A 22,496-nucleotide genomic window follows, 5' to 3' on the forward strand; every position below is an offset into this window, starting at 1 on the left:
AAACATTCATATTTAAAGGTAGGAGGTGCGATATGCGAAACGATATACAACCAAATGAACGGGCATATTCGACCAAAGAAGTGGCGGAAGAAGTGGGGATTGCCACCCCTACTGTACGGAAGTATGGACAGATACTTGAGCGGAATGGGTACGAGTTTTTAAAGGATGGAGACAGGAGAATTTTTGTTGAATCGGATGTTAAAGCACTTGTAGCGCTGCGCGATACGGACAAGCCTCTAGACACTACAGCACGCAATATAGTGGAAGAACAAAAAAAGCGCTTGGAAAACACAACTCAAACAGACATAGCGCTACCCGATACGAGTGAAACATTACCAACTGATCCTAACCAGATCAAAGAAGCCTTTAAGTACCTGGTGAATGAATTAGCCGCTGCGCGTGAAATGAATGTTCAACTAAAAAACGATATGACGCATATTAAAACTACGGTGGCTCAGCTTCAACAGGATCATCATTTCATAAGTTCCAGCATTGGAAATTCGGCACAAAAAACGAATAACAAGATTGAAAAATTAACAGAACAACAAAGAGAACACTATGAAACTCTTATACAACAAGAAAGAGAAAGAACAGAGCTCTTACAAGAAGAAATAAAAAAAATGCGCGACGAACAGAAAAAAGAATGGGTATCTCAAAATGATTTTAATAAGCGGTTAGAAGAAGAGATGCAAAAGCGGGATGGCGGCAATTGGGCTTGGTTGTTATCTTTGTTTAAGAAATAGATAATTACCCTAGTAGCGTATCGCATGGCGATATAACGCTGATTGATACCAAGGATACGCCGGCATTTTTCTATTTCTTCTCAAAATTCTTTACATATATCGATGCACGATACGGGAGATTATTATATGAGCTATCGCCTATGACACACGTACATAATGTTATAGGCGTTTCTTTTGACTAAAGCAGGCTTTTTGAGTCGTATTTTGATGTTACTGCCTATCACATTTCAACAATTTCCCGAGAAATATCTACAAAAATGACGGTGTGTCGACAGGATGATACAGGTCCAATTATCTGATTAATGGGACTCCCTTTCATACGGTATCCATTTAGTAACACTCTGGATGTCGATCTTATAAATTTCTGTATGGCTTGGCATTTGGGTTTGAAATACAAAAGTGCCTTCTCTGTCGACAGGGATCGTAAGATTTTGAGTATTAAATCGTTGACTCTCCCCTTTTACAACTGATTTGATCTCAGCCGTCTATTATTTTTTTCCAAACAAGAATAACCTCCTTTCTAGGTGGGCTTTAGGGACAGGCTCATGACCAATTTTTAGTGCTGTCCTAAAAAAAGTAGCCCTCAGTTAACTTATTTAACCTCGGCCTACCCGTCTCCTCTATTCTTTTTCCAAAATATTCATCATTGTATGCTTAAAACTTTCATACACGTATGTCCATAGAATTTCCTCGCTGATATATCGCTCCCTTAAAGTAGCGATGACTTCCTTTTGCTTTTCTGCAAAAGTAGGATCTTCCTTAGGTGGCAGCGCCCCGCGGAGTTCATCGACAATCTTTTGAACTTCCGGTGCACGCGGTCCCCATTTTCCCAACAATTCTCCTTTTTCGCTCAAAATTAAGATCATAGGAATCGCCCGTCCCCCATTTGTCAAATGACGGTCTATTAAACTAGTGTCTACGTCTCTCAGAGCAACTCGTATATCTATGCCAGCAGCCTCACCAATCTTACGGATTACTGGATTGATCATCATGGCATCACCGCACCAATCCTCTGTAATGGTGAGAATGTGCAGGGAGTGTTGTTGCAGCTTTTCTACCAATCCATCTTCAGGCAATTGAAATTTTTCATAGACCTTGAAGCTTTCCTCTTTTAAAACACTCATTTCATCCATATAAGTTTGAATGGATTTGAATGGATCTTCCCTCTTGAAAAAATTATTCTTCGGTTTTCATGAATTAATTCTCCTTTATAGTGTTATTCTCAATCAGTTACTACATTTTCCTGAATTAATTGATGATACATCTATTTGCCTTTATTCCATTCTAGCAATCTTTTCACCAATCATAGAACTCTTTCATAGAATATATTACTAGTAAATATATTAATAGGAGGAAATCGTTTTGATACGCAAATATAGTAGGAAGAGTGATGTGACCGAGCCGGGACCGTCAACAATGGTTAACAGCTTTAAAAGCAGGATTAGAGAGTGCAAGCCGAAGAGTTTTGTCGAGACGCATAAGTTTCAGGGGGTTGGAGAGAACGAGACAGGTAATATTCCGCTATCGTTTATAATTAATGCTGGCGTGGAGTATGTTTTATTTGAGGATTTTACAGATAATCATAACAAAACTTACTTTCAGATCGGCAGCCCTACGTTAAGCCTAGAAGATCTTGCATTTAATTTACAAGTAAGAGTGACGACCGATTCCTCGGAAACTCCCCTAGAATACACAATTCCACTGTCTCAAACGCGGTCATTTCAATTGGAAAATGTACGTAGAGTAACCGTTCAGCTTAATAATCTTCCAATTTTATTCCAACGAAGAATTAGCTTTTATTTAGAAAAGACATTTTGTATATCCTGTTCAGAAGGAGGAATGGATAATGGGATGTAAGAAGAATCATATGAAGCACTGTACAATGGCGATAACTTCCCCAAGTCAACAGCAGGGAAGAATGAAAAAACATCATTGTAAGAACGAAAGCTGTAATGTGGAAACGCATAAGGTAAGAGGAAACGGACAGGAGCTAACTGGAAACATCCCCCTTCTAATTAATGTTCCAGGTGATGGTGAAGAATTAACCGTATTGGAGGATTTTACGGACAACCATAATAAAACTTTCTTACAGCTTTCGGCAGAAACATCCCCAATGGATAATACATTCCGCGTTTTAGATGTAAAAATTTTTACTAGGGATTCAGAAGAGCCCATTGAAATACGACTTTCTACTAACCCAATTGGACCAGAGTATACCGGAATTCCTAGGGGCATTCAGGTTGAGAATTTTGCCCGCCTCACCGTCTCTAACCCATTAGAAACTGCTAGCACATTACGAGTTTATATCGAAAAAACATTCTGCATCTGCTGCAGAAAAAATGGAGGTCACTAACCATGAAAAAAATGAGTCAGATAGAAAACCATTTAGTTCAAGGAAGTGGGCTTAATCAGACAGGGAACATTCCTCTTCTTTTTCCTCTTCGTCCTAACGAAACAGAAATTATATTCTCTGACGAAACCAACAACCATAATAAAACACTTATTCAAATTAAATCGATTGGGGTCGGTCCTTTTCCTCCATTCCCTCTTCAAGTTTTCATCTTCACAAAAGACAGTCTCTTTCCAATAATTGCAGAAGTTCAAGGATCGGCACTATTCAACGAAGGAAACACACGCGCATTTCAAGTGGAAAACTTCAGTTTCCTCGCCATCCGCTTTAACGACGAAGTAGGCCAACGGGAAGCTGCAGCTGAGGTATTTATTCAGAAGACGTTTTGTATAGAGTGTGGGGGCAGGTAATAGGCTCTACCTTGGTGGAGATCCCACATCTTGATTCATTTTTTTAGATAGGAAAGGGGATACTATCGTATCCCCTTTTACATACGCAATGTTATCGAGATGAAATATGCTCTTCCAAGCGATCCCACGTTTCTTTAATCCCCTGCTCTATACCCATATCCAAGACTTTTTTCAAGGCTTCCGGTGAATCATATTCGGCCCGGTTAACTAGTTTGGTTTTACCGTCTACCTCTTCGAACAGCAAGGTCGAAACGGTAGCGGGCATATCCTGAGACTCATTGCCATCTTTATCGGAAAAATAGTCGGTGTACTCAATCTTCTTATCCTGAACAATTGTAGAGTAAACAGCTTTACCCCATGACTCGTAACCAAAGAAATCACCTTGATTCTCATCCACGCATTTCAAACAATAATGCCAAGTGCCACCTTCTCTAAAATCTAAATTACAAACTGTCAAAACCCAACCACGCGGTCCCCACCACTGCTTTAGATTCTCTGCTTCAGAAAAAGCGTTAAATACAACTTCCTTTGGGGCATTAAAATCGCGCTCTAAAACTAGTACGTTTCCTTCGACTTTTGAGATCATTTTGGTTGTCATAACACAATCAATCCTCCAACTTTCATTTTATCAAGTCTCTCGAGGCTTCGTGTTTGTTGAGTTCCCTTTCCATGGATGACCTCTGCTCTCCTTTATATTCTTCGCCCGCCTGTAGTATCCTTCTTTTTTTAAACTCATTACTCATACATTTTCTAGCATAGCAAAATAGGACCGTCTAGAGACGGCCCCATCAGTGTATTACTTCTTCTTCTTTTGCCTTTGAGAAAAACCATCCTCCTGCTGCAATCAAAAGCAAAACAACGTAGAACGTTACTTTCCACTCTGTGGATTTTGGGAACGTTTCAGGTAATATCCCTAATTGAGGATGAGCTAACGTATACACAAGTAGCTTCACCCCAACCCATCCGACAATGAGGAATGCAGCAATCTCAAGACCTGGTCTTGATTTCAATAATGCTACAAATAAGTTAGCCGCAAAACGCATAATAATTAACCCAATTAATCCTCCAGCAAAAATCACAAGAAACTTTCCTCCGTCTAACCCTCCAATTGTAGGTAGCGGTGTATCCGGCAATGTTACTGCAAGTGCAACAGCAGCTAAAATCGAGTCTACAGCAAAAGCGATGTCCGCTAACTCCACCTTGAACACGGTCCCCCAAAAACCAGCTTTCTTTTCCTTTTCTTTTCTTACTTTATGTTTCTTAAACACATATTTTCGAAGGATATGGTTCAAGGCTATAAAAAGGAGATAAATGGCCCCAATTGCCTGTACTTGCCATACATCCACTAAAAACGAGATGACAAATAAAGAACCAAATCGAAATACAAACGCACCAGCCAGACCGTAGAACAAGGCTTTTTTACGTTCTTTTTCCGGTAAATGCTTTACCATGATTGCTAACACCAAGGCGTTATCTGCTGCCAAAAGTCCTTCAAGTGCTACAAGCAGGAGCAAAACCCATGTATATTCTAATAATATGGAAACATCCATCATTAAACCTCCTAAAAGCTGTTGGCTTACTATTATCGTTTGCAACATGGGAAATTTTTAGTGATGGATGATTTAGGCATATGAAGAGTTTTGGGCCTTCGCGTCTGCTCTCTTCTTAAAAAGAGAGTTCCCACATAATATGTATAGAAATACAAATGATGTTGGAGGAGCGAAGTATATGGCCATTAAACCACTTGCGCTTCAAAGGGGAGATACGATTGGGTTGGTTACTTTGGGGAGTCCTCTTGATGCGACCACAATAAATACAAGGGCACAATTTTTGCGGGATATGGGATTTAACGTTGTTTTTGGCAGCTATGTTTATTCTATTGAAGGAATAGTTTCCGCTCCTGCTGACAAACGAGCGGAGGATCTCATGGATATGTTTAAAAATCCAAATGTAAAAATGATCCTTGCGACACGCGGGGGGACTGGTGTACAAGAGATCCTTCCTTATCTTGATTTTAATACCATCAGGGAGAATCCTAAGTTAATTTCCGGGTACAGTGATATTACCGTACTGTTAAACAATCTAAATCGGTTTAGTGATCTGATCACATTTCACAGCTTAATGCTTATAGATTTTCGAGCAGAAACACCTGCATACAATTTTAATCAATTTTTTGCAGCGACCTCTACGTTTGTTTCCCCACGTGCTATTATAAATCCACCGGAAGTGGTACGTATGGGGATAAATCCTGGAAATGTAACCGGGCCAATTGTGGGTGGGAATATCACTTCCATCGTTAATACACTTGGCACGCCGTATGAAATAGATACAAAAGGCAAAATTCTTTTTCTAGAGGACACGCACACACCTGCAAACATGATTCTCCGCTATTTTACCCAACTGTCCATGGCAGAAAAATTTAAGGATTGCCTCGGCATTATTATGGGGGAATGTACAAACTGCCCAGTATCTTATAACACGTCTTATACAGACCTCATTAACTCGGTTCTTGTACCGACAAGAAAGCCATTGATTATGAATTTCGCCACCGGTCATGGAAGGTTTAAAGCAGCTATTCCGATTGGGGCTAGGGTAAATATGAACGCTACAAATAACACGATAACGGTGATGGAGCCAGCGGTATCTCGGGGACAGGTCCCGTGATCTCGAATGATCTTCATCGAAATTTATGGATTGTCGTATAATTGAGCGGTTTTATTGTATATTTTAGGCCTTTTTTTGACTAATTGGTTACGTTTTTTGACTAATTGGTCGCGTTTTTTGACTAATTCAGCTTTGCTTGACTTATATAGAGAGAAGCACCCCATTAAACAGCCATCCACTCTGTCAATTCAACATTATCCTACTATACCATGCTGAAATAGTCGGTTTTTGTCTTCTTGTTCTCAACTTCAATCTAAAGCCAAAAAAAATAAATTTCTACAAACGTTTGTTTAAATTTTAATATGCAAAAATAATAATAGCTTATACATGATCAAAATTACTGCTTGAAGAAAGCATACAAATCCTGTACTTCATATGCCTTAAAGACCAATTCCTCCTGGTTAAAGACCAACATCACAGGAAAATGCTCCACTCCAAGCTCTTTTTTATAATCTACCACATGCTCATCTTCGTATACAATCCAAGTGGCTACCACTTCTTTCAATCATTTTTTCATCATTAAAATAAGAATTTGGGTTCTCCTCACCACCAACTGTATTGCTCCCACAAGCTATAAGAAGGGAAAAGCTAAAAAGTACTAACACAAAAAAGAATGACGCATAGTATCTCCTCCTGATATGGGAAAGGCACCTGATTTGATCCCACCCTTTATTTTCCTTATCTATTCCTTCGTAGAGTTCCAATTGATATCCTCCTTTTTCCAAAATTCATTTTAATATCACTCCTAGTGGGCACTATATGCTTAACTGGAGGGATTAATGATGAAGAAGTTTACCATACTTTTTTGTTTAGCATGTTTTGTATTAGTTGGTTATCAACCAGTTTCATCAGCAGAGGCCGCAAAAGTTTCATCTCAACAAGTACCAAGTTACGCAAAGTGGGGACAGCTCGCGATGAAACGGACAAAAGAGGCTTATCCAGAAGCCATAATTGTTGACTATTCACATATGGGCAGACAGGAAGGACCAATACTAACGACGGAAAAATTCAGGCTATGGTTAGAAGAAGGGGAAAAAGAGTTCGGCGTGAATGTAACGATTAGCTTTTACAACGAGACGGAGACGGTTAAAGAGGTAAAGTTGGAGGAGATCAAGCGGAAGGGGAAAGGGAAGAAGCGGAGGTAGTGGAGGATGTAATATTATCTATTTACCCTAGATATTTTCTTTTCCTTGTGTTCTTTCAATTGTTGTGCAGATTACCCAAGTTATATTGAGTAATCTGCTTTTGTTGTTTGTTTTAACCGTGGGGTGATGATTCTGGCGCGTGGGTTGGGGTCTCTTCTACCGTTCTACCGTTCCCACTCCATTTTCGGGTGGAGAGAGACGCTCTCTTCTACCGTTTTACCGTTTCCACTTCATTTTCGGGTGGAGAGAGAGCTTCTCTTCTACCGTTTTATCGTTTCCACTCCATTTTCGGGTGGAGAGAGAGGCTCTCTTCTACCGTTTTACCGTTTGCAATCCATTTTCGGGTGGAGAGAGAGCTTCTCTTCTACCGTTCAACAGTTCCCACTCCATTTTCGGGTGGAGAGAGAGCTTCTCTTCTACCGTTTCCTCGTTCCCACTCCATTTTCGGGTGGAGAGAGAGGCTCTCTTCTACCATTTTACCGTTTCTACTACATTTTCGGGTGGAGAGAGAGGCTCTCTTCTACCGTTCAGCCGTTCCAACTTCATTTTCGGGCGGAGAAAGAGCTTCTCTTCTACCGTTCAACCGTTCCCACTCCATTTTCGGGTGGAGAGAGCTTCTCTTCTACTGTTCACGTTTCCACTCCATTTTCGGGTGGAGAGAGAGCTTCTCTTCTACCCTTCAACCGTTCCCACTCCATTTTCGGGTGGAGAGAGGACTTCCCAACAAATTTCAGAAGTATAAACAGTTACAAAGAGTTAACCTATATACCACCAAAATACTTCTCTTTCCCCCCTCACCTATTCCCTAAAAAAAGAGGCGCCCACTAAACGGACGCCTCTCCACTATATCTAATAACTAATTCTCCTGCACTTCCCTACGGTTCTTCTTAAACATCTTCGACAACACTTCATACACAATCGGCACAATAATTAGTGTCAACAGGGTAGAACTCGTCAGTCCACCAATAACGGTAATACCAAGACCTTTGGAAATCAGGCCTCCGCCACCGTCGATTGCTAGTGGGATTAGTGCTCCGATCGTCGCAATGGCTGTCATCAAGATTGGGCGTAGACGGGTTGCGCCTGCTTCTAGGATGGCGTCGCGCATTGTCAATCCGTCCCGTTCCATGTGGATGATGCGGTCGACAAGTACGATTGCGTTTGTTACAACGATACCAATTAGCATAAGTAGTCCCATCATAACTGGAACCGAAATGGTTTCTCCTGCCAAGAACAACCCGACAAAGGCACCGATTACAGCAAATGGTAAGGAGAATAGGATCGCAAATGGTGCTACTCCTTCCCCAAATGTCACAACCAGAATGAAGTAAACGATCGCAATTGCTGCTAGCATCGCAAGTCCGAGCTGTGTGAAGGTTTCTTCCATGTCAGCTGTCACACCGGCAACTTCCATCGTTACGCCGTTTGGCAGGTCTACGTCACTGATTGCTCCATCCACTTCTGCGGTTGCTTTGGACACATCATCTCCAATGACCGTTCCGCTGACAGAAGCGTAGTATTCGCCTTTTGACCTAGCAAGGGTGTTCAACGTGGTGCCTTCTTCTACTTCCACAAGATCTGAAAGTGGCATCGTCCCACCCATTGCAGTCGGAACTTGAGTTTCTAATAGTTCCTCCATTGATTTTGGCTGCTCTTGTTGTTCTTGTTTTACAATGACATCAAGGGTTTTGCCGTCTTTTTCTACATTAGTCAGTACTTCTTCAAATTGCGGGCTAAGCATCATCACGATTTGACCTGCTGTCAGACCGTATTGAAGCAGCTCATCTTGGCTTACCTTCAATGTGTGCTCCACATAAGCTTCTTCAGCAGTGGACGAAACATTCTCTAGAGAATCTGTTCCGCTCATCGCGTCTTCTACCTTTTTCACCGCTTCATTTAAGTTTTCAAGATTTTCACTAGAGAACGTATAGCTAATCTCGTTGGATGCCATCGCTCCTCCAGTGGCGAAGTTTTGGCTTTTCCATTCACCGGATTGACCGATATTGAACACATAGTCTTCCACTTCCGTTCTTGCTTCAGGGAAGTTTTCCATGTCAGGGTCAAAAATAAGGTACATTAACACCCCGTCAGATCCCCCGCCCATCATGGCCATTTGTTCATTAGCTCCTTCTGTGACTGACAGCTGAACAATGTCAATATCGTCACGTTCCATCATGGCTTTTTCGACTTCTTCCACATTCGCGAGGGTTTCTTCTTTCAGCTCCCCTGCTTCTGGCGTGTACGTTAAGTACATAACTTTTTCTTCTTCGCTTCCTAAAAAGCTGAATCCGATCAGTGGCGTCAGGCCTAAACTTCCGACCAATAAAACTACCGCTATAATCGATGTAATAATTTTATGATTCAAGGACCAGCTCAAAACACCTTTGTACCAGTTGGCAAGTTTTCCAACTTCCTTATGGCCACTTTCTGTTTTTTCGCTATACAGCTTTTTCTTGAAAAGGAAGTGCGACATCGCCGGAACGATGGTTACCGCCACAATTAGGGACGCACCAAGCGCGAAGGTCATCGTCAGCGCGAATGGCATGAATAGCTCTCCTACCATACCACCTACAAAAATTAACGGTGCGAAAACTGCAACCGTCACAAGCGTTGAGGATAGAATCGGCTTGAACATTTCAAGCGTTGCTTCCCGGACGAGTTCGCGGCCTGCTAATTTTTCTTCCTTCAGATGTAATCTTCGGTATATATTTTCCACCACAACGATGGAGTCATCGATAACACGACCAATTGCGACAGTCACCGCTCCAAGCGTCATGATATTTAACGTAATTTCCATCCAGTTTAAAAGTAAAAATGCCATGAAGATCGACACCGGAATGGACACGATGGAGATAAGGGTCGATTTAATATCCCTTAAGAATAAAAGGATGATTAAGATCGCGATCGCGCCACCAAACAATGCTTTTTCCACCATTGTTGCGACGGATTTCTCAATAGGTTCCCCTTGATCCAGCGTGACATCTACCACTAAACCATCGATACGTTTTTCTTCTTGTTCCATTAATTCTTTCACTTGATTCACGACATCCACCGTGTTTGCTTGCGGATGTTTCAACACTTGAATCGCAATAGCGTCTGCTCCGTTCGTTCTGGAAACAGATTCCACTTTACCTACTACTTCGATTTCAGCAATATCACTTAATTTTACAAAAGGAACTTGAACTGTTTCGGACGGAGTGACTGGAATCATCATCTCCTCTAGTTCCGCTGCAGTCATGAACTTCCCATCAACGGAAACGGCTTCCTCTCCCTCTTTAAACTCGTAAAGTCCCAAGGAAACATCCAAGTTGCTTGCTTGAATCATCTGTTTGACATTGTCTTCCGTTAACCCTAGTTCCGCCATGCGTTCTGTGTCATAGCGAAGCTCGACTTCTTCAATATGCTGTCCGGCAATGGTCGCAGACGCAACGCCTTCAAGCTTTTGGATCTTCGGAAGCAGGGATTCTTCGACAGTTGCCGAAAGTTCCACAATATCCTCTGTTTCACTGCTTGCACTTAAAGCAACAACAGGCATCATATTCATGCTGATGGAATTGACCATTGGTTCTTGCGCACCCTCTGGTAGTGCCACATCAGCTAATGCTGAAGTTAATGCTCGCTTTGCTTCTTCCATATCTGTTCCATATTCATACTCAATCTGTAAGTTTGCAATGTTGGAATACGAGTTGGAATAAACAGCTTTCACATTGTCTAATCCTTCTGCCACCTGTTCCAGCGGAATCGAGACATCTTCCATCACGGTTTCTGGTGTAGCTCCAGGATAAACATCCATGACCATTAAAAATGGGATAGAGATATCTGGAATCGTTTCTGTTTTCATTTTTGTACCGGAATAGATTCCTGCTACAGTAATAATAATAGTCAGTAACCACACTGCTAGCTTATTTTTAATGACAAAATTGACTAACCCTCTCACTTTTGCACCTGCCCTTTTATTGACTTTATATACTCTATTTCATATACTAATGACTATACAGTCATATGTCAACGAATACGTATAGGAGAAATGACATGTCTAAAAAACAACTAATTATGGAAAAAGCGACAGAGCTCTTCGCCAATCAAGGTTTTGAAGCAACTTCCATTCAGCAAATAACAGAACAATGCGGCATATCAAAGGGGTCTTTTTACCTGTCTTTTAAATCAAAAGATGAATTGATCACCGAGATGCTTGACCACTTCTTCATAGAGGTTACAACGGAGATTGACCAGTTAGTCAACTCTAATAAATATGATACCAAACTACTTTTTAAATTCTATCAACTGATGTTTCATTTCTTTGCAAAGCACGCCGATTTTGCAAAAGTTCTCATAAAAGAAATGCCTCATTCTTTAAACCAGGAATTACTAATCAAAGCTCGTTCTTATGATATTCAGACGTCCAAGAACATCTTAGTAATGGTGGAGAGTATGTACGGAGAAAAGGTTCAGGCAACCAAGTTTGACCTGGTTTATTGTATAAAGGGGTTTCTGCGGATTTATTCGGAGCTGTTTCTTTTCTACGAGGTGGACTTGGACATGAATTTGCTCTGTCAGTCGCTTGTCGAGAAAACGGACAGCTTGGCAAAGCATTCTAACATTCCGTTTATTACGGAGGAGCTGGATTTTTATTTGAAAAATGTAGAAAAGATAGGGAACTCCGACTCCAAGGAAGAAGTGCTTGCTTTAATGGACCGGTATGCAGGTGAACTGGAGGATCCAGTCGTTATAGAATCGTTACGGATGTTGCGTGAAGAGATTATGGAACCTTCCCTGCCGCTTGCAGTTCGGAGAGGGTTGATTGAGAACGTGCGGGTTCACGCTGACGGGAAATGGGTCGCGTTAGTGTTGGATCGGTGGTTTGGGACTTAAGGTGGTTTTTGGGACAGGCAACGCACCCATTGAGGGGCGGTGGGCCTGTCTCTTCGTCCCGTTGCTCGCTAAATGTCCGAAGATTTCGTATTTTTGACCGAAGTTTTTTAAAAGTTGGCCGAAGTTTTGGCAAAGTTGGCCGAAGATTGCCGGAAATTGACCGAACGAAATTTTGAAGTGTCCAAAGGTATTTGAAAGTTGACCGAATGCCTCTTTGATTTGACCGAACCCCTAGTATATATCCTCTTCTTTTGTCCGAAGCAAGGGGATAAATGTCCGAACGAAAATTAGCAGACAAAAATGGAGTCATTTTCAACTAAAAATGGGTGTTTTTCTTTCAAAAACCACTATAGGTAGCAACAAAAATTTATTCACTGTTTAACATGACAAGGGCAACCATTTGCAAATCTAGTATACTATGTAAATAAAAGATACTTTGCGCTGTTCTTAATCCTATTCCCCTCCTAATACTATCTCACCAAACTATGCAAAAATAGTCGATATCACTCGACGCCTTCTCACCCCACATCCCTCAACACCAAAATCAAAATTAATCATACGTTTGTTTAAAAATAATTATTCAAGAAAAATTTTACGCCACCTTTCTCTTCTTCTATAAATTGAAATCAGGTCAACCTGCCTATCCCCTCGCACCATCTCCCCAAAAAAAGAATAAACTTCACATTCCAGGAAAGAATAACCACATATAAAATACTGATAAAGCGAGGTGAGTCTTTTGTATACTGAGATGTATCCCATTGAGGTTAATCTTTTATGGTTTTATGTTGCTGTCATGTACATAGCTGCTGTTATTTTTGCAGTAATGGGGTTTAAGCGAAAAAAATTGCCAAGGGCTGAATATCTAATTGCTTTCATTATTGTCGCTTGGTCTGGAACTGCCTATTCCGCGTTAGCATTGGGGCAGGGCCACGTCATGATAGGAGACAAAGTAACCTATTATGCACGATACCTTGACTGGCTAGTGACGACACCACTTTTACTTGTGGCGTTAGCTTTTACCGCGATGCATTATATACCAAAAGATAAGGTTCTAATTGGAGGGCTGATTACTGCAGACGTGTTCATGATACTGACAGGTCTAATTGCAGACTTATCTCCCACTCCAGTAAGGTACTTTTGGTATGGGTTAGGGTGGGTTGGCTTGATGTTTATCATGTATATCATCTGGTGGCCCCTTAGACGAAAGGCCATGTCACAAAGCAAAAAGCTACATCGTTTCTACCTTATTGTGGCGGGATACTTAACCATTCTTTGGTTTGGATATCCTACATTTTGGATTCTTGGTCCATCGGGTTATCATCTCTTTGGACAAGTAACGGATACCATACTTTTTGTGTTTTTACCTATCTTCTCTAAAGCCGGCTTTAGTCTCATTGATTTATTTGGTTTGCAGAAGTTAGGGAAGAATTCGTCCAAAGTACCCCAGCCCATTCAATAAAGGGGATCAATGGGGACAGTCGTACCTGTCCCCTCATCCCTCTAAATATTTCTCTTGCAAAACTTTTCAGAACATTGTATGATACTCTCAATAGCACATGAGTTAGTGTTATGCTCAAGCTTTGAGCTCATATACTCCAAAGGGGAGTAGCTGACAGTTATGTCGACAATACGTGATAGCAATATCACCGGCTTAACTGGCAACGTTGACGTTGTTTGCGAGACCTTTGCCATCATGGTAAAGGGATATATCTGTGTATTTTCAAACCTTTACCTTATATTTGGTAAAGGTTTTTTGTATTTTTCAGGGAGGGATTGGCGATCTAAACAAGCGGATAGCAAAGAACCCAAAATTAAAAACTCAAAGAAAAAAGGAGAAAAACGAGCGTAATTGAACCACTCATCTGAAAAAAATCTATTAATCTGGTTAACCTTACTTGTTACCTTAAAGTTGTATGCCGTTTCCATTTTAACTTTGGATCTTCACAACCCGCCAAGATCATTGGCCTTACCATCCACACCATCCATTTAAATGAACCTTGTTTTACATGATGGACAAAAATAATAGATAGGAGGAAGATCATCATTGGATATTGGATTGTTGCTTGAATACGGTTGGGTGCTACTCATTCTTATTGGTTTAGAAGGAATTCTTGCGGCGGATAATGCACTGGTTATTGCAACCATGGTAAGGCATTTACCTGAGAATCAACGGAAGAAAGCTTTATTTTACGGATTGGCAGGGGCATTTGTTTTCCGATTTGGATCCTTATTCCTCATCTCCTACCTTGTGCATATTTGGCAGGTGCAGGCTGTAGGAGCATTATATTTGTTGGGGATTGCTGTGTATCATCTCTTGAAGAAACATGTATTAAAGCCGAAGCTCATCAAGCATGCGGAGGGAAAGAAAGGCTCTGGCTTCTGGATGACTGTTATCAAAGTAGAGCTTGCTGATATCGCCTTTGCTGTTGATGCCATCCTTGCCGCGGTTGCACTTGCGGTTATGCTTCCGACAACAAATCTCCCGACAATCGGTGGTTTGGACGGCGGACATTTTGCCGTCATCCTTGCAGGTGGGATTATCGGATTGGTGATCATGAGATTTGCAGCCGGCTATTTCGTTACTTTGCTTGAGAAACGTCCTGGATTGGAGACCGCTGCATTCTTTGTGGTAGGTTGGGTCGGGGTGAAACTTGGAGTGTACGCAATGTCCCATCCGGAACTGGCGATACTGTCAGAAGGATTTGCTAAAGGAGCTCCTTGGAAGATCACGTTCTGGACTGTACTTGTGCTGATTGGGGTGCTTGGATGGATGTTGTCCAAGGAGAACACTAAGATGCAAGCAGAAAATTGATAGTACTTGTCGAGGAGACTTTATTGTCCCCTCGACTGGCATTTAATTTGTATTATTAATAAAAAATGAAGCAAAGTATTTATCAGATTTTTTCCATTGAAAGTCTTCTTCTTTTTGGAAGTCTTTTAGAGTATAAATTTGCACTTGGTTACCATCGGATGTGATGAATTTGTTTTCATGAATATATGATACACTGTTTTCAATTTCGGTAGAGAATATTTCTATTTCGTTGGAATCCAGGCTATATTTTGCAATTTTCTTTTCAGAAGGCTCTCTTCTAATATTTCCTTGTGTAATATAAATGGTTTTCTCATGAATGTGAATATCATTTAAATTGTTTATGGGCAACGTGATATTCTCAACAGTACTATCCTGAACGTTTACTTTAATGAGTTCGCTGGAGCTATTATCCATCCCATCACTTGTTTTAAGCAGATATAGATTGTTATCTAGCAGCTTCATACCGGAAGAAAACATCAGGTTGTCAATTTTCACAGTGTCTTCCACCGATAAATCCTCTTTACTTAATACATTAATTATTCCATGGATATCATTTGGATCAGAATGGATAATCGTTAATAAGTACAATACATCCGAATCATCCAGCATATGAATAGCTTGACCCTCTATCTCCTTGTGAGCGATTGGATCCCCTGATGAGATGTTCGTTTTAGTAATGTCACTTTGTTCTAACGGTCCTCCTGCCATGTAGGCAAACTCCTCATCAACAGTCCATACGGTAGGTGCAACTTTTTTTCCATTAGCAACCTTCTTAACTTCCATGCTTTTTTTGTCTAATTCCAAAATAAAATCATTGGTATCGTTATCTGACAATGGGTTTGTATAATAAACTTTGTTATTTAAGGTAATCGAGTTCTCCATAAAAGCCCCCATCGTGATTCCTTTATATGGAGTAGATTGCTTATTAAGAAATTTCCCATCTTTATCGTACAAATGAACTTCAGATTTATTAAACATATCCGTATATACGGCTCCATACGTATATTCTTCCAAACTCACTGTCTCTTTTTGACTGCATCCTTGCATAATAATAAGAAGAAATAATAAACTGATACTGAAAAAAAATTTACCCTTTGTACTTGAAGAATGCCTAATAAACATGTTGCCTTCCTCCTAAGAATTAATTAAGTTCATAAAAAGGCTAAAAGCTTGTAGACTAACACTTTGTCTACAAGCTATGAATCTTATTTAGATAAAACTAGACTCACTTAGAGTAAATTGTATAAGTATGTGATGATTGAACTAGATCGATCGGAAATACTATTCCTCCACCTTGGTTTAAGTTTAATCCTGTAATATATTTGTAGCCCTCGTAAACTAATTGTGAGCAGTAAAACTTAGAGGTTGTATTGATATTTGTAAAGTCCCAGTTGTAGTCTTTTCCTTTGTGTGAGTACGCTCTGTTTGCAACACTTGCATCTTGTGTTGTGGTAGTTCCTCTAGTAGTTATGCCATATACAGTACTGTATTTTGTCCAGTTATTAGAATAGGTCCCTACCCCCCCACTCGGGAAAGATTCTACAGTTGATGTAGAAGAGTATATAATACCAGCATGCCCTACTAAAGAGCCATATTTACCATCTTTTGTAACTAAAATTACACCTTTTCTTGTTGGATATGTTCCTCCCATAACAGTTACGTCTCCACTTTTTGCACCTTTATCTGCTTGAATTGTTATAGCAGCTGATTTAATTTCATGATCGATTTTGTCAAAAGCCTCTAACTGCTCTGAAATAATTTTTTCCTCTGCTGATTGTGAGTTTGCATGAGACACAGTAGGAACTAAACCACCAGCTAAGATAATAACACCGCAAAATAGTGATACTAACATTTTCTTCATTTAATAACTCCTCCTTATTATTAAAGAATTCTTACTTTAAAGCGAAGATGAAGAAAACACCTGCACTTTTGCCAACCTAACATAAAACTGTTAATTTCCCTCCCTTCATTATGTAATAAAGCTAAATGATAAAAATGATGGAATTAGCTTCTTGAGGATTAAATTAACATATTATAAAAATGCTTGATTTCACCATTTGTTGGCATATTAATTAAATTCGTTAATGATGTTTAAGTGATTCATCCATTATCAAAAAAATTATAAGATTACTTATATTTTTTTTAGATAAAAATAAAAACCCCTTAAGTTTAAGGGGTTAAGGGGTAAGTATTTAATATCTCCAACCGATCCCTGGATCATCTTTGTGGTCGCGATCGTCTCCTTCTATTGCATGAAATACTGAATCTGGAGAAATAGCTTCTACACCTGCATGGATAAACCCACCAAAAAACATGGCACAAACAACTATACTTGCTATTAGTTTTTTCATAACAGCCCTCCAAAATTTAACTTATTTCTAGTATTATTATAATAGCAAGTTAAATATTTTGATTTTTTAAAAAACTATTCTTTTCCCTTGTTTTTCTTGGAGTATGTTAGTCTTTACAGGACAAATCTTCAAAAATATAAAATTTGTTATATTTAACTTTGGAGGAGTGAGGGTTTTGCTGAACAGTAGGTTACTTGGGGAAGAAATTAAGAGGATTCGCAAGAACAAAGGACTAACTCAGGCTGATTTGGCTGATGGTATTTGTACACAAGCAACCATTAGTGGGATTGAATCGGGGAGAACGTTTCCCAGCATCGACATCTTGTATTACCTTTCACTGCGTTTGCAGGTATCAATGGACTACTTTTTAGAGAAAATCACCTATAGGCAGGAACAATATATAAACGATACATATTCTTACATTAATCTGTTAGTTAAGCAAGATAAATTTGAGGATGTATTAGAAATTACTAATTATGAATTGAATAGAGAAACCGGCTACAAGGACGAATCTTTAGAATTATTCTTAAAATGGCAGCTGGCGATTTCTAGTTATGAGTTAAAGCGGCTTACCTGGGAGGAGTGCATCGATCAATTACAGACTCTCCTTAACAGCAACCACTATTCTATTAAGCAACAATTTATGAATATCCGAATTAAAAATAGCATGGGGAACGTACTTGCTAACAATGAACAATATCCTCAAGCCCTTGCCATTTTTAACGAAATTCTAAATGAAGAAATTAATATGGAAGGCTATCATAGGATGCAATTGAAGGTATACTTTAACATCTCCAAACTCTACTATGTTATGGAAAACTATGCACAGTCCCATCACTATGCCTCAGAAGGGATTCGAATTTCTCTGAAAATGGAGGATCTATCTGTTCTTGGCCCACTTTATGTTCAGGCCGGACAAAGCCTATTTCGTCAAAAAGGTAAAAAAACGAAAATACTACAGAATTACCACAATGCCACATTTATCTTTCAACTCTATAGCAGAGAAGACCATATCAAAGTTGTGGAAGAACTGAAGCAAATGCTTTAGAGAGTGCTGGATTTTATTCACCAAAACACCTGATCTTAATTGGTAACGGGTTTACTTCAGAGGTGCAGACAATTAAAATTCAATGCAGAACGCACTGTATTTCACATAGAAATTCACAGTGCGTTTTTATTGATATATCAACTGTCAAATGAGCTTATAATGTCTAAATTTAATACGAAATCACATACCATTTCTAAAGATAGAAATGATTATTGGAGGGTGTGTGAATATGGAAATTTTTGTAGATGTTAAAAGCAGGTCACGAAATAAATATGTTAAAATATAGTTATGATTAAAAATTTTCACTATTCAACAAACGGGCAGTATAACGGAAGATGGAATTATACATCATTATTAGAATTATTTCTGCAAAAAGTTTCCGAGGTGTGATATGGGAAAACAAATTACATTTTATATAGATAAAGAAATTGAAAAAGATTTAGTTCGTTATATTATCACCAATGGTGGAGAAATATTATTTGAGGGTGATAATCCTAAGCCTAGAAGTATAACATCTTTACCTGAACCCTTTTCGGTAAAAGGATGGTTCAAAGTATATCTTTATAAAGCAGATTTAGGTGACTTGAAATTTATCTCGCTACCTAATAACAGAAAGATAATCGATTCTACCACATCTCCCGTCATTGAGTTTTCGAGAACCGTTATAAGAGAGATAGGAAAGAATAAGGAGATTAGTGGCGGAAGGTTTTGGGTGGAAATGAAATATTGGGATATTGAAAATCAGCTTGTTCAGAAATCACTAGAATTGGATGATTGGTATAAAACACTTTCAAAGTGGATTAAAAAGAATGTTCCGAAAGAAAAAGAAAGCAATTCTTATGTCAGCCCAACAATAAAAAATTTAGTATCACAGGGGTTTAAACCGATGTAGTTAGGCAGGATTAAATAACTCTTTTCTAAAGGTATATTGAACAATATGGGAACTATTGCAACAAAGTGGGTCGCTCCTTGCTTATGAAATGGTTAGTGAAAGAAAGACTTAATATTATCTTCAGAGAATTTTTGTGGGAAAGTTTAAATGGAGAATGAATTTATGAAAATAAGAAAACCTGTTGATGAATTAACTATTGGGGATTTAAAAGAAAATCCTACATGGGAATGGACAATAGACGAAGAAGAAAATGAAGAACAAGAAGACGTGGGTAAAACCAACTGAACAACGAACTTTACAAAGAATTGAACGACTCAATTTTTTTAGGAGAATTAAACACAATGAATGATGATAAATTTCCTATGAGGTGTAGTCTTGATATTGATGAGGACAAGGCATCAATTAGTTCAGTTGTTTATTATTACGATAAACAAGATGAGTATTATGCCTTAGATGATACACTTTGCCAATATCTATTAATATTGAGCTAATAATAAACGGAGAATTTACATTCTTTAAAATTCACTGCGGACAAAGAGGGCATTTTTAAAAAATGACATTAAAACAAATCTGAATTAAATTAAATTCTTGTTAAACTAAATTGGAGCGATTGCAGCATATTGCGTAGCTCCTTACATAAGAATTGAGCAGTTTAACCCAAGAGAGTTATTCTAATTTTTTTACTAGGGGAGAAATTAAATGGGTATTAAAAAGGCATTTGAAATCATTGAGAAGCATTCGGATGAGGGAGATTTTATTGGTGAAATTCAGGAAGATTTAATTTATTCTGCTGAGGAAACGTTAAACGTCAAATTACCTAGTAGTTATAGACTATTTCTAAAAAGATATGGTGTTGGTGACATTTTTGGGGAAGAAATATACGGTTTGGGAATTGAAGAAGGTGGAGTACCAAGTATGGTTTGGATTACGAAACACTTTAGACAAAAAGAAGGATTACCAGAACACCTGGTTTGTTTCTATTTTGCTGGTTATGACAATATGTATTATTGTTTAGATTGTTCAAATGTGAAGGATGAAAAAGATGATAACGCTGCTGTTGTTTCATATTTAAGTGGATCACCAAAAGAAGCACAAAAGTTTGAAACTGTGTTTCCAAGCTTCGGAGAATTTTTAATAAGAACATTAGAAGACTCAATAGAGAGCTGAACTTTCAAAAATTCAATTTATAGTATCTCATTAATAACAGGTTTTAAAACATAGATGAATTACCTGAAAATATTTCTCCAGCTAACAAACCTACTATTGAAGATTTTAAGAAAGTCATTAGTAAAATCTAATTGTTGCTTTCCCTTAAATATAATCTTCCATTAAATAGGACAGATTGTTGTGCGGCATTCCTGCAATGAAGAAAATGAGAAATGGAGGATGATTTTATGAAAAAAAGTAAATCTGTAGATGAATTAACCATTGAAGACTTAAAAGAACATCCTATATGGGAGTGGACAATAGATGAAGAAGAATATGAAGAACAAGACGAGACGTGGGTAAGCCCCTCTGAACAACGGAACTTTACCGAAGAGTTGAACGGCTCAATTGTATTAGGAGAATTAAACACAAATAATGATGATAAATTTCCTATGATGTGCAGTCTTGATATAGAAGGGGACAAGGTATCAATTAGTTCTGTTGTTTATTATAACGATAAACAAGATGAATATTATGCTTTAGAAGATATGGTTAAAGAAATCGATTTGCCAATCTCTATCAATATTGAGCTCATAATCAACGAAGAATTACAATTTTTAAAATTTACTGCGAACAAAGTGAACATTTATAAAAATGATATTAAAACAAATCTAAATTAAACTCTTATTAAACTAAATAGGAGCGTTGGCAGCATAGCTTATAGCTTCTTACTTCTACAAATCCAGATGGGGAAACATCTGCCCCGTTTTAGTCATTAAAATCAAGAGCAGAGAAAATAATTACAAATGTATCAGACTACAATTACAAGATGTTCTTGTTGAAATTATGGAACTAGAAGATGATGAGGAGTATTGGGCTTTTTCAGAAAGGATTTATGTTATTACGAGTGTAAATGAGTCATTATTAGGTTCTTGGGTTACAGACTTAGAACCAACCGAAATAGATGAGGGATATGCTTTTGGAGAGCCTCCTAATGCCCCTATCCTGTTACCAGAGTACAAGGTTTATTCTATTTGGTGGGATTAAAAAAGTATTCCGCAATCTAGGAGCGATTGCTGCATAGTAGGTCGCTTCTTACTTAAGGATTGGGCAGAATAATGGAGTAAAGGGTAGTTAGGAATTAGGGGGATATAAAGGTGAGAGCTGATGATAGTAATGGTTATTTTATTACAGAAGGTGATTGGAATACTGGTAAGGTGCTTGTATGTACTGGGGATTGGAACAACTATATGGGAGAAGTTATGCAAAATAAAGAGATTTATTATCTTAGATTGAGCGGTGCGGCTGGATGGAAAGATAATAATATCAACTTTTTATCAACGCTACAGTTCTTGAGAGGGATAGAAATATATTTTTCCTTTTCCACATTGATAGATTTAACTCCGTTATACTCCCTAGAAAATTTAGAGTTTTTAGGAATTGATGACTTTGCAAAAGGTGAAATAGACTTTGCAAAGCTAACTAAGCTAAAAACCTGCTTAATAAGCTGGTCCTCAAAATATAAGAATTTTAATAACCAAACAGAGTTAAAGCACTTAGTTATAAATAAATACCCTTACGAAAACCTAAAGGAAATAAGCGAGATGATGAAATTAGAATACCTAGACATCACTTCCAGTAAATTACTTACTTTAGATGGTATCGAAGCATTAGAAACACTAAACGTTCTTAAACTATATAGATGTTCTAACTTGAGAAGGCTTACTGGTATAGAATACCTTCCTAACTTAAAAGAGTTAGAAGTAGACACCTGTAATAAATTGCACAGTGTAGAGGAAATCCATAAGATGAATTCCCTAGTGAAAATTTTGTTAGAGAATAATAAAGGTCTCAGGAACTTAGGATGGAAAAAGTGACCTAGTTCACTCTTTATTATTCAATTAAATAGAAGCGATTGTTGAACAATTAAACAAAGTAAAAAGGCTTAGAAGAGAAAATTTTCTAAGGCTTTTTGATGTGGAGAATGACGTAATTTCCCCTGTGATTTTATTGTTTGCACCTCACAAGTAAACCCGTTACTTAATTGGTAGGGTGTTTTTTAT

At 38.5% G+C, this 22,496-nt stretch carries 25 protein-coding genes; 17 read left to right on the forward strand and 8 right to left on the reverse strand.

The features are described 5' to 3' along the window. Positions 1-32: 32 nt before the first annotated feature. Positions 33-743 (forward strand): hypothetical protein, encoded by a 711-nt coding sequence (locus AAV98_RS05285; protein WP_060664525.1) that lies wholly within the window; start codon positions 33-35, stop codon positions 741-743. 620 nt (positions 744-1,363) lie between these two features. Here AAV98_RS05285 and AAV98_RS05290 read toward each other — a convergent pair. After that, positions 1,364-1,867, reverse strand: a complete 504-nt coding sequence (locus AAV98_RS05290; protein WP_442853673.1) for a thioredoxin family protein — start codon at positions 1,865-1,867, stop codon at positions 1,364-1,366. A gap of 238 nt (positions 1,868-2,105) precedes the next feature. Between AAV98_RS05290 and AAV98_RS05295 the strand changes: the two genes are divergently transcribed. The 3 genes from AAV98_RS05295 to AAV98_RS05305 are packed head-to-tail and all read left to right on the forward strand — an operon-like array spanning position 2,106 to position 3,503. After that, positions 2,106-2,600: a hypothetical protein gene (locus AAV98_RS05295; RefSeq protein WP_060664526.1), complete on the forward strand. Its 495-nt coding sequence runs from the start codon at positions 2,106-2,108 to the stop codon at positions 2,598-2,600. Then, positions 2,590-3,096 carry a hypothetical protein gene (locus AAV98_RS05300; protein ID WP_060664527.1) on the forward strand — a complete coding sequence of 169 codons (507 nt, stop codon included), beginning with the start codon at positions 2,590-2,592 and terminating at the stop codon, positions 3,094-3,096. Before AAV98_RS05295 ends, AAV98_RS05300 begins: the two co-directional genes overlap by 11 nt. 2 nt (positions 3,097-3,098) lie before the next feature. Next, positions 3,099-3,503, forward strand: a complete 405-nt coding sequence (locus AAV98_RS05305; RefSeq protein WP_060664528.1) for a hypothetical protein — start codon at positions 3,099-3,101, stop codon at positions 3,501-3,503. Between the two features lie 91 nt (positions 3,504-3,594). Here the strand turns inward: AAV98_RS05305 and AAV98_RS05310 are convergent, their stop codons facing one another. Together AAV98_RS05310 and AAV98_RS05315 are read right to left on the reverse strand one after the other, a co-directional pair. Continuing rightward, positions 3,595-4,101: an SRPBCC domain-containing protein gene (locus AAV98_RS05310; RefSeq protein ID WP_060664529.1), complete on the reverse strand. Its 507-nt coding sequence runs from the start codon at positions 4,099-4,101 to the stop codon at positions 3,595-3,597. Between the two features lie 190 nt (positions 4,102-4,291). Continuing rightward, positions 4,292-5,053: a TerC family protein gene (locus tag AAV98_RS05315; protein WP_060664530.1), complete on the reverse strand. Its 762-nt coding sequence runs from the start codon at positions 5,051-5,053 to the stop codon at positions 4,292-4,294. Between the two features lie 178 nt (positions 5,054-5,231). Here AAV98_RS05315 and AAV98_RS05320 point away from each other — a divergent pair, with 178 nt between their 5' ends. Further along, positions 5,232-6,167 (forward strand): S66 peptidase family protein, encoded by a 936-nt coding sequence (locus AAV98_RS05320; RefSeq protein ID WP_060664531.1) that lies wholly within the window; start codon positions 5,232-5,234, stop codon positions 6,165-6,167. 337 nt (positions 6,168-6,504) lie between these two features. On the opposite strand, the gene AAV98_RS20190 is transcribed toward AAV98_RS05320, so the two are convergent. Then, on the reverse strand, positions 6,505-6,672 hold the full coding sequence (locus tag AAV98_RS20190) for a hypothetical protein (protein ID WP_156317643.1): 168 nt from the start codon (positions 6,670-6,672) through the stop codon (positions 6,505-6,507). Positions 6,673-6,946: 274 nt separating this feature from the next. On the opposite strand from AAV98_RS20190, the gene AAV98_RS05325 reads away from it, so the two are divergent. Beyond that, the gene (locus AAV98_RS05325) at positions 6,947-7,312 is read left to right on the forward strand and encodes a DUF3889 domain-containing protein (protein WP_082380779.1); all 366 of its coding nucleotides are present in this window, start codon (positions 6,947-6,949) and stop codon (positions 7,310-7,312) included. Positions 7,313-8,168: 856 nt separating this feature from the next. Here AAV98_RS05325 and AAV98_RS05330 read toward each other — a convergent pair. Continuing rightward, complete coding sequence (locus AAV98_RS05330) at positions 8,169-11,249, reverse strand: efflux RND transporter permease subunit (RefSeq protein ID WP_060664533.1); 3,081 nt, start codon at positions 11,247-11,249, stop codon at positions 8,169-8,171. 95 nt (positions 11,250-11,344) lie between these two features. Here AAV98_RS05330 and AAV98_RS05335 point away from each other — a divergent pair, with 95 nt between their 5' ends. The 3 genes from AAV98_RS05335 (at position 11,345) to AAV98_RS05350 (ending at position 14,996) form a co-directional block, all read left to right on the forward strand. Continuing rightward, on the forward strand, positions 11,345-12,184 hold the full coding sequence (locus tag AAV98_RS05335) for a TetR/AcrR family transcriptional regulator (RefSeq protein WP_060664534.1): 840 nt from the start codon (positions 11,345-11,347) through the stop codon (positions 12,182-12,184). Between the two features lie 736 nt (positions 12,185-12,920). Further along, on the forward strand, positions 12,921-13,643 hold the full coding sequence (locus AAV98_RS05340; protein ID WP_082380780.1) for a bacteriorhodopsin: 723 nt from the start codon (positions 12,921-12,923) through the stop codon (positions 13,641-13,643). A 585-nt stretch (positions 13,644-14,228) separates the two neighbouring features. Next, positions 14,229-14,996 (forward strand): TerC family protein, encoded by a 768-nt coding sequence (locus tag AAV98_RS05350; RefSeq protein WP_060664536.1) that lies wholly within the window; start codon positions 14,229-14,231, stop codon positions 14,994-14,996. Positions 14,997-15,038: 42 nt separating this feature from the next. On the opposite strand, the gene AAV98_RS05355 is transcribed toward AAV98_RS05350, so the two are convergent. The 3 genes from AAV98_RS05355 to AAV98_RS20200 all read right to left on the reverse strand — a co-directional run bounded on the left by AAV98_RS05355 (position 15,039) and on the right by AAV98_RS20200 (position 17,347). Further along, positions 15,039-16,118, reverse strand: a complete 1,080-nt coding sequence (locus AAV98_RS05355) for a hypothetical protein (protein WP_060664537.1) — start codon at positions 16,116-16,118, stop codon at positions 15,039-15,041. A gap of 103 nt (positions 16,119-16,221) precedes the next feature. Next, positions 16,222-16,857, reverse strand: coding sequence for a hypothetical protein (locus AAV98_RS05360; protein ID WP_060664538.1), 636 nt, complete (start codon positions 16,855-16,857; stop codon positions 16,222-16,224). A 331-nt stretch (positions 16,858-17,188) separates the two neighbouring features. Beyond that, positions 17,189-17,347 carry a hypothetical protein gene (locus AAV98_RS20200; RefSeq protein WP_156317647.1) on the reverse strand — a complete coding sequence of 53 codons (159 nt, stop codon included), beginning with the start codon at positions 17,345-17,347 and terminating at the stop codon, positions 17,189-17,191. A 175-nt stretch (positions 17,348-17,522) separates the two neighbouring features. On the opposite strand from AAV98_RS20200, the gene AAV98_RS05365 reads away from it, so the two are divergent. The 8 genes from AAV98_RS05365 to AAV98_RS05390 all read left to right on the forward strand — a co-directional run bounded on the left by AAV98_RS05365 (position 17,523) and on the right by AAV98_RS05390 (position 22,310). Continuing rightward, complete coding sequence (locus tag AAV98_RS05365; protein WP_060664539.1) at positions 17,523-18,395, forward strand: helix-turn-helix domain-containing protein; 873 nt, start codon at positions 17,523-17,525, stop codon at positions 18,393-18,395. Positions 18,396-18,786: 391 nt separating this feature from the next. Beyond that, entirely contained in the window at positions 18,787-19,287 is a 501-nt protein-coding gene (locus tag AAV98_RS05370) for a hypothetical protein (RefSeq protein WP_060664540.1), read from the forward strand. A gap of 162 nt (positions 19,288-19,449) precedes the next feature. After that, positions 19,450-19,572, forward strand: a complete 123-nt coding sequence (locus AAV98_RS20800) for a hypothetical protein (RefSeq protein ID WP_269433436.1) — start codon at positions 19,450-19,452, stop codon at positions 19,570-19,572. Between the two features lie 56 nt (positions 19,573-19,628). Then, complete coding sequence (locus tag AAV98_RS20695; RefSeq protein WP_231687700.1) at positions 19,629-19,778, forward strand: hypothetical protein; 150 nt, start codon at positions 19,629-19,631, stop codon at positions 19,776-19,778. 208 nt (positions 19,779-19,986) lie between these two features. Beyond that, positions 19,987-20,454 (forward strand): SMI1/KNR4 family protein, encoded by a 468-nt coding sequence (locus AAV98_RS05375; protein ID WP_060664541.1) that lies wholly within the window; start codon positions 19,987-19,989, stop codon positions 20,452-20,454. Between the two features lie 227 nt (positions 20,455-20,681). Further along, entirely contained in the window at positions 20,682-21,113 is a 432-nt protein-coding gene (locus AAV98_RS05380; protein WP_060664542.1) for a hypothetical protein, read from the forward strand. A 166-nt stretch (positions 21,114-21,279) separates the two neighbouring features. Further along, positions 21,280-21,480: a hypothetical protein gene (locus tag AAV98_RS05385; RefSeq protein WP_060664543.1), complete on the forward strand. Its 201-nt coding sequence runs from the start codon at positions 21,280-21,282 to the stop codon at positions 21,478-21,480. 110 nt (positions 21,481-21,590) lie between these two features. Then, positions 21,591-22,310: a leucine-rich repeat domain-containing protein gene (locus tag AAV98_RS05390; RefSeq protein ID WP_060664544.1), complete on the forward strand. Its 720-nt coding sequence runs from the start codon at positions 21,591-21,593 to the stop codon at positions 22,308-22,310. Positions 22,311-22,496 lie beyond the last annotated feature (186 nt).

The sequence above is a fragment of the Bacillus sp. CHD6a genome (genome assembly GCF_001293645.1).
Taxonomy (GTDB): domain Bacteria; phylum Bacillota; class Bacilli; order Bacillales; family Bacillaceae_I; genus Sutcliffiella_A.

Bases quoted from the DNA above. Each gene is read 5' to 3' on its own strand.
- AAV98_RS05285 (WP_060664525.1), top strand. From the start codon at position 33: ATGCGAAACGATATACAACCAAATGAACGGGCATATTCGACCAAAGAA.
- AAV98_RS05290 (WP_442853673.1), bottom strand. From the start codon at position 1,867: ATGAGTGTTTTAAAAGAGGAAAGCTTCAAGGTCTATGAAAAATTTCAA.
- AAV98_RS05300 (WP_060664527.1), top strand. From the start codon at position 2,590: ATGGGATGTAAGAAGAATCATATGAAGCACTGTACAATGGCGATAACT.
- AAV98_RS05305 (WP_060664528.1), top strand. From the start codon at position 3,099: ATGAAAAAAATGAGTCAGATAGAAAACCATTTAGTTCAAGGAAGTGGG.
- AAV98_RS05310 (WP_060664529.1), bottom strand. From the start codon at position 4,101: ATGACAACCAAAATGATCTCAAAAGTCGAAGGAAACGTACTAGTTTTA.
- AAV98_RS05315 (WP_060664530.1), bottom strand. From the start codon at position 5,053: ATGGATGTTTCCATATTATTAGAATATACATGGGTTTTGCTCCTGCTT.
- AAV98_RS05320 (WP_060664531.1), top strand. From the start codon at position 5,232: ATGGCCATTAAACCACTTGCGCTTCAAAGGGGAGATACGATTGGGTTG.
- AAV98_RS05325 (WP_082380779.1), top strand. From the start codon at position 6,947: ATGATGAAGAAGTTTACCATACTTTTTTGTTTAGCATGTTTTGTATTA.
- AAV98_RS05335 (WP_060664534.1), top strand. From the start codon at position 11,345: ATGTCTAAAAAACAACTAATTATGGAAAAAGCGACAGAGCTCTTCGCC.
- AAV98_RS05355 (WP_060664537.1), bottom strand. From the start codon at position 16,118: ATGTTTATTAGGCATTCTTCAAGTACAAAGGGTAAATTTTTTTTCAGT.
- AAV98_RS05360 (WP_060664538.1), bottom strand. From the start codon at position 16,857: ATGAAGAAAATGTTAGTATCACTATTTTGCGGTGTTATTATCTTAGCT.
- AAV98_RS20200 (WP_156317647.1), bottom strand. From the start codon at position 17,347: ATGAAAAAACTAATAGCAAGTATAGTTGTTTGTGCCATGTTTTTTGGT.
- AAV98_RS05370 (WP_060664540.1), top strand. From the start codon at position 18,787: ATGGGAAAACAAATTACATTTTATATAGATAAAGAAATTGAAAAAGAT.
- AAV98_RS20800 (WP_269433436.1), top strand. From the start codon at position 19,450: ATGAAAATAAGAAAACCTGTTGATGAATTAACTATTGGGGATTTAAAA.
- AAV98_RS20695 (WP_231687700.1), top strand. From the start codon at position 19,629: ATGAATGATGATAAATTTCCTATGAGGTGTAGTCTTGATATTGATGAG.
- AAV98_RS05375 (WP_060664541.1), top strand. From the start codon at position 19,987: ATGGGTATTAAAAAGGCATTTGAAATCATTGAGAAGCATTCGGATGAG.
- AAV98_RS05380 (WP_060664542.1), top strand. From the start codon at position 20,682: ATGAAAAAAAGTAAATCTGTAGATGAATTAACCATTGAAGACTTAAAA.
- AAV98_RS05385 (WP_060664543.1), top strand. From the start codon at position 21,280: ATGGAACTAGAAGATGATGAGGAGTATTGGGCTTTTTCAGAAAGGATT.